The 9,987-nt window shown below is 41.0% G+C and carries 10 protein-coding genes and 2 pseudogenes; 3 read left to right on the forward strand and 9 right to left on the reverse strand.

Features of this window, described 5'->3' with window-relative positions:
* Nucleotides 1–202: 202 nt before the first annotated feature.
* Nucleotides 203–2,602, reverse strand: coding sequence for a penicillin-binding protein PBP1B (pbp1b, locus tag ABPH35_RS09070; RefSeq protein WP_349989432.1), 2,400 nt, complete (start codon nucleotides 2,600–2,602; stop codon nucleotides 203–205).
* 124 nt (nucleotides 2,603–2,726) lie between these two features.
* Here pbp1b and tyrS point away from each other — a divergent pair, with 124 nt between their 5' ends.
* From tyrS to ABPH35_RS11020, 3 genes are all read left to right on the forward strand, one after another.
* Entirely contained in the window at nucleotides 2,727–3,983 is a 1,257-nt protein-coding gene (gene tyrS, locus ABPH35_RS09075; RefSeq protein WP_349989433.1) for a tyrosine--tRNA ligase, read from the forward strand.
* 61 nt (nucleotides 3,984–4,044) lie between these two features.
* Nucleotides 4,045–4,215, forward strand: coding sequence for an HIT family protein (locus ABPH35_RS11015; RefSeq protein WP_405054575.1), 171 nt, complete (start codon nucleotides 4,045–4,047; stop codon nucleotides 4,213–4,215).
* Between the two features lie 29 nt (nucleotides 4,216–4,244).
* A complete protein-coding gene (locus ABPH35_RS11020; protein ID WP_405054576.1) occupies nucleotides 4,245–4,367 on the forward strand; it encodes a hypothetical protein in 123 nt (40 codons plus the stop codon).
* Between the two features lie 115 nt (nucleotides 4,368–4,482).
* Here ABPH35_RS11020 and ABPH35_RS09085 read toward each other — a convergent pair whose 3' ends face one another.
* The 8 genes and pseudogenes from ABPH35_RS09085 to ABPH35_RS09120 all read right to left on the reverse strand — a co-directional run.
* Nucleotides 4,483–4,692, reverse strand: a complete 210-nt coding sequence (locus tag ABPH35_RS09085; RefSeq protein ID WP_349989434.1) for a heavy-metal-associated domain-containing protein — start codon at nucleotides 4,690–4,692, stop codon at nucleotides 4,483–4,485.
* Complete coding sequence (locus ABPH35_RS09090) at nucleotides 4,679–5,134, reverse strand: CopY/TcrY family copper transport repressor (RefSeq protein ID WP_349989435.1); 456 nt, start codon at nucleotides 5,132–5,134, stop codon at nucleotides 4,679–4,681. The genes ABPH35_RS09085 and ABPH35_RS09090 overlap by 14 nt, the downstream gene beginning before the upstream one ends.
* 146 nt (nucleotides 5,135–5,280) lie before the next feature.
* Entirely contained in the window at nucleotides 5,281–6,789 is a 1,509-nt protein-coding gene (locus ABPH35_RS09095; protein WP_349989439.1) for a zinc ABC transporter substrate-binding protein AdcA, read from the reverse strand.
* A gap of 8 nt (nucleotides 6,790–6,797) precedes the next feature.
* Nucleotides 6,798–7,619, reverse strand: a complete 822-nt coding sequence (locus ABPH35_RS09100) for a metal ABC transporter permease (protein ID WP_349989436.1) — start codon at nucleotides 7,617–7,619, stop codon at nucleotides 6,798–6,800.
* Nucleotides 7,612–8,316 (reverse strand): metal ABC transporter ATP-binding protein, encoded by a 705-nt coding sequence (locus ABPH35_RS09105; protein ID WP_349989437.1) that lies wholly within the window; start codon nucleotides 8,314–8,316, stop codon nucleotides 7,612–7,614. Before ABPH35_RS09105 ends, ABPH35_RS09100 begins: the two co-directional genes overlap by 8 nt.
* Complete coding sequence (locus tag ABPH35_RS09110) at nucleotides 8,313–8,762, reverse strand: zinc-dependent MarR family transcriptional regulator (RefSeq protein WP_349989438.1); 450 nt, start codon at nucleotides 8,760–8,762, stop codon at nucleotides 8,313–8,315. Before ABPH35_RS09110 ends, ABPH35_RS09105 begins: the two co-directional genes overlap by 4 nt.
* 111 nt (nucleotides 8,763–8,873) lie before the next feature.
* Nucleotides 8,874–9,709: pseudogene (locus tag ABPH35_RS09115) on the reverse strand (transposase).
* A gap of 75 nt (nucleotides 9,710–9,784) precedes the next feature.
* A pseudogene (locus ABPH35_RS09120) lies at nucleotides 9,785–9,987 on the reverse strand (IS982 family transposase); the annotation flags it as partial.

Raw genomic sequence — 9,987 nt, forward strand, 5'->3', positions numbered from 1 at the left:
GTCGCTCTTTTATGGTAAAATGTGAGTAGCTCATAGGTTCCCTCGTGTTCTGTTGGTGTCGTTACTTACAGTTTACACGAAAGAAACCCTATGAGTTTTTTTGTTGCACTATATTTTACAATTTGTCGTCAATAAAAAAATCAGCTTGAGGTACAATTCTCAAAAGGAATCTGTCCTCTAGCTGATTACTTCTCTAGTTTGTTTACGGGTTCGAACTGCTACCTGGAATAGTTGTCGATGGTGACGACGAGGTGGTCGAACCTGTTGAAGAGCGACTAGAGGATTTCTTCGTGCTACTACTTGAACTTGGGGGTGGTGGTAACAAACTACTCCAAGCCTGATAATAATCGCTTTCTGTCCCGCCAATCATAAAGCGATAATCTGTTGTAGGGGCGCCGTTCTTAGCCCAGTAGCTCGTAATAAGTGGACCTGGAGGGGTAATTGTCACTCCATTGACCTGTACACTAGCTGGCCGTTGTCCTGTTGAAGCAAGTACGCTAGAAGCCACCACACTATCATCTAACTGGAAGCGACCTTCAAACAGCGACGGATTAACCTGATGCAACGCACTCATTAGATAAGCCATATATTGGGCATTATTGCTATAACTAGACAGAGAATCCATCTCTAAATTCTCGTCATTTCCAGCCCACGTCCCGATTGTAAACTGCGGTGTCGCAAGCATCAACCAAATATCAACATAGTCGTTACTTGTACCTGTTTTACCAATCAAATCACTGCTTGCTGCTTTTGGATTGATTCCTGATAGCTGGCTCAAGAAGCTCGTTGTAATTCCTGATGTAATCGGTCCATGAAGTAGGTTCGTCATAATGCTCGCCGTTGCTTTTGAGTAAACTTGAACAGGCTTCGCTTCATGCTCATACACCACTGTTCCATCGTGTGCTGTAATTTTTTCAACGATATAATGCTTATTGTATACTCCGCCATTTGCCAATGCTTGATAGGCGTTTGTATTGTCCACAACAGTCGTCTCGATACCGCCTCCTAATGGCAAACTTTCGATGTCATACAAATCAATATCATAGTTCATCTTATCCATATAAGACTTGACATTAACACCTGCATTACGCAACATTTTATAGGTCCAAAAAGCTGGGATATTCGCAGATACGTTGAGCGCATCTTGCAAATTCATCTTCCCCGTCCCTCTGCTTGTACCATGCATAATCTGCATGCCATCAGAAAAAGTTGTCGGATAATTGGATAAGACACTGGCTGAGCCCATCATTCCTTGGTCAATAGCCACACCGTAAGCTAAAAATGGCTTAACCGTTGAACCTGGAGAGCGCTTAGTATGAAGTGCATGGTTATTCTGATTGCTCGTGTAATCTCGACCACCAATAAATCCAAGAATAGCTCCTGTTTTATTATCTAACAGAACCGTTCCCGTTTCAACAAAACCAGGACCTGTATCCAAGATGTAGCCATAAGTTGCAACGATATTCTGCATTGTCTGGTAAATGGTCTTGTCAACGGTACTTGTTACAGTGTAGCCACCTTGACTCAACTCTTGCTGTGCTAATTCCTCATAAGCCGCCACGGTTTTGTCATTTTTTAAATCATTATCAGACACCTTATCGCGCTTGACTAGATACTGATACATCGCTTCTTGCGCTTCTTCCATCACCGCATAGTAAAGAAAATCTTTTGTATCCTTCGTCACTGGCGCAGGGGCAATAAAATCTTGTTTTATATCATAGGCGACATACGTCTCATAATCTTCCTTTGTCAGGTATCCTGTGCGGTACATGTTATATAAGACTTCTTTTGAACGAGCAATTCCATAAGCCATATTTTCATCTGACTTAAACCCACCTGTGGCAGAGTAGGGCGTATAAACAATCGGACTTTGTGGCAAACCAGCAATAAACGCTGCTTGCGGAACAGTCAACTCCTTAGCAGATTTTCCGAAAATCCCTTTCGCTGCCGCCTCAACCCCTGCTATATTGCGTCCTTGATTGTTCCGTCCAAAGGGAGAAACATTTAAGTAGGTCGTTAAAATCTCTTCCTTACTCATCGTCCGCTCTAAGGCAAGAGCCGATACAATTTCATTTGCCTTCCGACTAAAGGTCGGTGCATCTCCAACAATCTGCTGCTTAATCAGCTGCTGGGTCAATGTCGAACCACCACTTGACGATCCAAGACCTGCAGAACCGAGCGCCGCTCGCAAGACTGCCTTGGGAACTACACCAGCATGACTTTCAAAGGTTGCATCCTCAGTCGCAATGACGGCATGTTTCACATTATCTGAAATAGCCTCACCCTCAACAGGAAGGCGTAGCAAATCAGAGTTAACTTCTGAAATCACGCTTCCATCTGCATAAACCACTTTTGAAATCCGACTAATCGCTGTTACTTGCTTGACCAAATCTGTAGAGTCAGGTACTTCCACTTTATCGAATAAACTAGCAACATAGCCAAAACCAAGACCTGCTCCCAACACTCCAAGTAAAAATAGTAAAATGGCTCCAAAATCGACTAACAATTTTAACGTGCGCAGACCAATACCAGCTATATCACTAACAGTGATATAGCCGTCTACTTCGTTTTTGTCTTTTTTCTTCGGTAATTTAGTCGTCATACAAAACTCCTTATTCTCCCTATTTTATCACATTTTTTCGGATTTTACGAAATTTTCCTACACGATTTTTCGGAAAATATGGTACAATGGAAGCTAACAAAAAAACTTAAAGAGGAGAAGAGACATGCACATTTTTGATGAGCTAAAAGAACGTGGCTTGGTTTTTCAAACCACAGATGAAGATGCTTTGCGAAAAGCCCTAGAAGAAGGTCAAGTCTCTTATTATTCAGGCTACGATCCTACTGCAGACAGTCTACACTTAGGACATTTGGTCCCAATTCTCGTCTGCCGTCACTTGCAACTCGCAGGGCACAAACCATACCCTCTTGTAGGAGGCGCGACTGGTTTGATTGGCGACCCTTCTTTCAAAGATGCTGAACGTAGCTTGCAAACAAAAGATACAGTGGATGGCTGGGTAAGAAGTATCCAAGCTCAACTAGAACGTTTTCTTGATTTTGAAAATGGGGATAACAAGGCTGTTATGACCAACAACTATGATTGGTTCGGCAGCATTAGCTTTATTGATTTCTTGCGCGATGTCGGCAAGTACTTCACTGTCAACTACATGATGAGCAAGGAGTCCGTCAAAAAACGGATTGAAACAGGGATTTCCTACACAGAATTTGCCTACCAAATCATGCAAGGATTTGACTTCTATGAACTCAATCGCTTGCATAATGTCACTCTCCAAATTGGCGGAAGTGACCAATGGGGCAATATGACTGCCGGAACAGAATTGCTCCGCCGCAAGGCAGATAAGACTGGACATGTCATCACTGTCCCTCTCATTACCGATGCAACTGGTAAAAAATTCGGAAAATCCGAAGGAAATGCTGTTTGGCTCAATGCTGATAAGACATCACCGTATGAAATGTACCAATTCTGGATGAATGTCATGGATGCCGACGCCATTCGTTTCTTGAAAATTTTCACCTTCTTACCACTTGACGAAATCGAAGAAATCCGAAAACAATTTGAAGCAGCACCTCATGAGCGCCTAGCGCAAAAAATCCTGGCTCGTGAAGTTGTAACATTAGTCCATGGTGAAGCAGCCTATCAAGAAGCGCTAAACATTACCGAGCAACTATTTGCAGGCAATATCAAAAATCTTTCTGTCAAAGAACTCAAACAAGGACTTCGTGGTGTGCCAAACTACACTGTAACAGCAGAGGATGATCTCAACCTTGTTGAACTCCTTGTGACTGCGGGTGTTGTGAATTCTAAGCGTCAAGCTCGTGAAGATGTCCAAAATGGAGCGATTTACATTAACGGAGAGCGTATACAGGATCTTGACTATACATTGACAGAAGCTGACAAACTCGAAAACGAATTGACCGTTATCCGCCGTGGAAAGAAAAAATATTTCGTTATTACTTATTAACCATAAAAACTGGGACTTGCTCTCAGTTTTTACTATCTCATCTTAAAAAGGGAGGCAGCGCATGACTTGTATCTTTTGTCACGATATTTCAGAGGAGTCCATTCTTTATCAAAGCAGACATTTCAAACTGGTTTGGGATATAGACCCCATTCAGACAGGGCATGTCTTGATTATCAGTAAAGACCATTCACCAGCCTGTCTGAACTCCCCTTACACCTTCTTCATGAGCTAGCAGAGCTAGAGCAAGAGATGATAACTCTTATGGAGCAGATACTCCCCATTGACGGTGTAACTCTTGCACGAAATGATAAAGATTTAATGGACGAGGGGACACATCTTCATTCCTATCTGATCCCACAAAAAAAGAAACGGTTTTTGGGATAGGATTGAAGTTCAAAAACAAATCATACCGCTGGAAAACTTCGTTCACCAACTAAGCAACAACAAACAAAAAGCCATGAAATCAGCAGAATAACATCTGTTGAATCATGGCTTTTTCTTAACTCACTATCTCAACTGCTTCATAAACTGTATCAGCAAGGCTTGCTTGATAATCAGATAGCGTATGGTTAACGCTTGTCGCTACTGTTGCAATTTGGTGTGTTAAATCAATCGATACTCCCTCTACACCAGACATAGCCTGAAAATGCTCCTTTACATGTCTGACACAATTTTGGCACGATAGATTGCGTAACTTAATTTTTTGCATGGGTATTCTCCTTATGATGATGATGACAAGTACACTGACCTGCCAAACAATGGCAGGCAATTTGTTCAGGTGCTGATAATTCTTGTTGTACGATTCGTTCTCCTAGGCTTTGCAAATCTGAACGCGAAAAATGTCCCAATTCTAAGAGCTGACCAACTAACTCACCGTGCTTAGTAGAGCACATCGTATTCAGTAACAGTTGAAGTTGTAGCTGCACATGCTCTTTTTCCTCTATCAAAGGATAATAGTAGTACTGGCCACTCACTTTTTTCATCTCCAGATAGGATTTTTTCCGCAGTCGGCCTAAGAGCGTCTTGACAGTCGAAACTTGCCAGTCAAATCCTTCTTGTAAAGCCAAGATAATCTGACTCGAGGTACGCCCTGGACGAGCCCAAATCACACGCATCACCTGCCACTCAGCAGCTGATATCATTTGTTCCATTACAGCACCTCCTTCATCCTAAAGTTTACACTTGTAACTGAAATTTGTCAACTATTCCTACTCAAAAATAACTTGAGGAAAACCAACTACGATAGTCCATAAAACTGAGGCTAGGACAACTAATCCCAGCCTCAGTTCACTACTCTTTAATGCGCTAACATTTCTTGACCGATTTCAAGACCTGTCATCTCATCTGGATAATAGGTTGGCCAATTATCCAATTCTTCCAATAATTTTTCTTGGCTCTCTCCACCAAAGTAGATATGGAAATGGCCTGTTTTTACCGGAGCAATATTGTGGTCACTAAACTGAACATACTTGAACCGTCCTGCATTGGCATCGATCGCTTCAAACAAGAAACGAACACCACGATTTCCTTTCTTATAGTTCAAGATTTTATAACCAACATATTTATAGGTATACTTTTCAGACTGCCCCTTGACAACAAATTCCATGGTATCATCTGTGATAGCAATGTGTTCAACATCTGTCTTATAGCCCTTGTCATAATAAGCCTTGTATTCTTCTGCTGTCATCTGACCACTTAATTTCGCTTTATAGTCAAAGACTTGATCAAAAGTACCATCTACGAGATACGGATACACAGACTGCCATTCTCCAGCGTAATCTGATAAGGTTCTGTCTTTCACCGCAGTATCTTCAAAATAACCTGCATAGACTGTCTTGGTTGTCTCTTCCCCAGATTCTGGTTGAACCTCTGATCCAGCTTGACTCGTTGTTTTTTCTAAAGCCTTCAAATTTTCTTCCATGACAGAAAGATAATCTGCTCCATTTTTGACGTCCTCGTCTGTCAAACTTTCTAATGGATTTAAAACTGCTAATTCTACACCTGTTTCTTTTGACAGGGTTTCAGCTACCGCTTTTGAAGCATTTTCTTCAAAATAAATATACTTAATCCCATACTGTTTGATATATTTCGTCAATTCTGCCAAACGAGACGGAGTTGGTTCTTGATCCGCAGATACTCCTGTAATAGATACCTGTTTCAAACCATAATCCAATGCTAGATAGGCAAAAGCTGTGTGTTGGGTTACAAAATACTTCTGTTTAGCATTTGACAAGGTCTTTTGATAATTTGCATGCAACGCTTCTAATTTTTGCATATAAGCAGCCGCATTCTTTTCAAATACTTCTTTTTTGTCTGGATATTTGGCAACCAATCCATCACGAATCGCCTCTACAAGACGAACAGCTCGCTCTGGTGACAGCCACACATGAGGATCAAATTCATGATGATGACCTTCTTCCCCATGATCATGCTCCTCCTCTTCCTCACCACCAGGTAAGAGAAGCATCCCTTCTGTCGCCTTAATCACATTGACTTTTTTAGTATCAACAGATGTCAACACATCTGGTACCCACGTTTCCATATTTTCATTTTCATAGACAAAAACATCTGCTTCTTGAATTTCTGCAATATTCTTGGCTGAAGGTTCAAAATCATGTGGCTCTGTCCCTGCTTTTACCAAGAGAGCAACATCAGCCTCATCTCCCACTACTTGCTTGGTAAATTCATAGACTGGATAAAAGGTCGTTACAATTTGAAGATTCTTCTTAGCAGATTCTGGCTTTGAACCACATGCTGCTAACAAAATGAGACAGAGTCCCATCATCGCTACTAAAACTTTTTTCATCATTTCTCCTATCTTTTCCATTTATTAACCAAATTGACGAGCAAGAAGATTCCAATAAAGATCAAGGTGATACTAGCACTGGCTGGCGTTTCCGCATAATAAGACATAAACAGGCCAGAAAGCATTCCGACAAATCCAGTTAGCATCCCAATTCCAATCACCCTTTTAAAACTTTTCCCTAAGCGAAGAGCAATCGAAGCGGGCAAGACCATAATCGTCGAAACCAGTAAAGCTCCTGCTGCTGGAATCATGAGCGCAATAGCGACTCCTGTCACTATATTAAAAGCAATAGACATGGCACGAACAGGTAAGCCATCTACAAAAGCTGTATCTTCATCAAAGGTCAAAATATACATAGGGCGTAAAAAGAGCAGGGTTAAGATTAACACAACCGCTGCAATCGCAAACAAGGCAATCACCTGCTCCTGGCTAATGGTCACAATTGACCCAAACAAATACTGCTCTAAGCTCAAACTACTTTTACCGCCTGAACGACTCATGACAATCAATGAAACTGCAAGACCTGTGGACATCAGAATAGCTGTTCCAATCTCCATAAAACTCTTATATAAGGTTCGTAAATATTCCAAAAAGATTGCTGCGACAATGACGATTAAGATTGTCGAAATAGTAGGGGAGATTCCCAAAACAAGTCCAAAGGCCACACCAGCTAACGATACGTGACTGAGTGTATCACTCATCAAACTCTGACGGCGCAAAATCAAAAACACACCCAATATCGGGGAAAACAAACTCATCGCAATAATGGCTAGAAAGGCCCGCTGCATAAATTCATAATGAAATATCGAGAAATCAAACACATTAACCATGCGTTACCCTCTCTTCCTTATCATGCACATTAAAACAACGCCAAGGAGAAGCTTGATCTCGTACGAGATAAATATTTCGGTCAGCATAGTTGCGTAATTCATCCGCATCATGCGTAATCATCAAAATAGATTTCCCATGCTTTTTCGCACTATGGTGCATCAACTCATAAAAAGCAGCCTTTGTTCCACTATCCATCCCTGTTGTAGGCTCATCCAAAATAAAAATATCCGGATCCGAGGCAAACATGCGAGCAATCACCGCCCGTTGCTTCTGACCACCACTCAAAGAACCGAGCCGTTTATCTTTGTGCTCCCACATCCCAACAGACTCTAAACTCGTCTGAATGTGCTCCTCATCATGGCTCGTCAAGCGCCGGAACCACCCTTGCCGAGGATAACGTCCTGATTTGACAAATTCATAGACCGTACTTGGGAAACCAGCATTAAAACTTGCAATCTGCTGAGGCAAATAAGCCATTCTTAGCTTTTTCCCAGTAACACTCGTCTCCGAAATCGTGACTTTACCCTTTCTGGGCTTTAAAATACCTAAAGTAGCTTTGATTAAGGTAGTCTTTGCTGCTCCATTTTCACCTGTCAATGTCACAAATTCTCCACTATCGAGATGATAATGGATATGTTCTAAAACGGGTTCTTGATCGTATACAAAGGATAGATCCTCTACTGTAATATATCTCATACTTCCTTCCGAATCTTTTTTACTAAATCAGTCAAAAAACGCCCAATAATCACTTGCTCTTCTTCTGAATAATGGCCAACTAATTCCTCATAAGAGGCCAGCGTATGAGCATGGTGATGAGCATGCTCTGCAGCAATTGGCTTAGCCACATCCGTCAAGCTATACCGTACAATTCTCGCATCTCGACCGTCCCGAACAGCAACTAATAAGTCTTGAGCAATCAAGGCCTTAATCGCTTTTGTAATGGCAGCCTGACTAACATTCAGCTGTTTTGCAATTTCCTTATTTGTAAATGCATTGTCCTCAATCAACATCAAAATGTGCTCTTGAGTATTGGTCAAACGCATTTCACTTTGACAAGTTCCCACTAAAATCTCTAACTGATTCTCCGAACTCAGTATAATCTCATGTAAACTCCGATCAATCTGATGAGCTAATTGTTCCATCTCATATACCTACCCTTAATCACTTAGTTAACTAGTTAATTTTATCATAAAAATAAAAAAAATCAAGTATTTTTTATTTTATACTCATTCAAAATCAAAAATAGCTGTTATTCATTCTCTATGTACAATCGACTTTAGTTGACAAGGAGACAAAGTTTGAATGACCTCTTGCAGTTTACCAATGACCTCATTTAATGTTATAAATACCCTATTCTTAAAACCACGTTTGCGAATCTTAGCCCAGACTTGTTCAATGGAATTCGTTTCAGGTGTATAGGGTAGCCAATGTTGGCAAGTTTCTCTAAAGTGCTCGATTTATGCCACACGGCATTGTCCATCACTAATAAAATGTAATCATTGGGGTAAGCTGCTGATAATTGCTTGAGAAACTCATTCATCCAGTTTGTATTACAATCCCCAGCAATGATAAAAAAAGCTTCTCCTATATGAGCATCTATAGCACCATAACAATAGCGATATTCTCGGATATAGTGGTATGAACATGAGGTCATACTCCTTTTGGCGTCTGCTTTTTTAGGATGTTGAGGACGAGGGCTAACCTTACGCCAACCGTGGCGTTTCAAAAGAGCATAAAAACCTTCGCGAGTCGTTTTGCGACCAACTTGTTCTTGGTAAGCTTGAAAGAGAAAGTTGACTGTCACAAATTCTCCATTCAAAGCAGAAGAAAGCTGTTCGTTGAGGAAACGTTCTTCCTCTTCAGGGGTCATGTAGGCACGACGGCGTCCGCCACGATTCTCTTTGAGAAGAGCCTGTAAGCCTCCGTCTAGGTAGCGATTCAATAAATTTCGTACGGTTTGGTGAACAAAGCCTACTGATTTAGCGACAGCTGTTAAATTATGGCATTCAGAGTAAAGAATAAGAGCCTGAATTTTTCTATGATGCTCGGCTTTGCATTTATCTCTTAGTGTCTGCTTTAATTCATTGATTTGGGAAAGGTGAGTTCGTTTATCATAGCATTGTTATATCGCTATTTATGAATTTTATTAAGTATACTCGTGGTGCTAGTTAATCTCAAAGTATCTCAAATTATAAGCAAGTATAATTTGTTCAATTCTCAACTGCAATCCTGTTAAGCTTCTAGTTAATGTCTGTTCGACATCAAAAAGAGCACAAAGTTCTGAAAATCGAGTTTCAATAGTTCGTCTCATAGCCAACAATTTCCAATGATTATGTTGTTTAGCCCCTGTCATATTTTGACGCAAGG

The sequence above is a fragment of the Streptococcus handemini genome (genome assembly GCF_040984445.1).
Lineage (GTDB): Bacteria > Bacillota > Bacilli > Lactobacillales > Streptococcaceae > Streptococcus > Streptococcus handemini.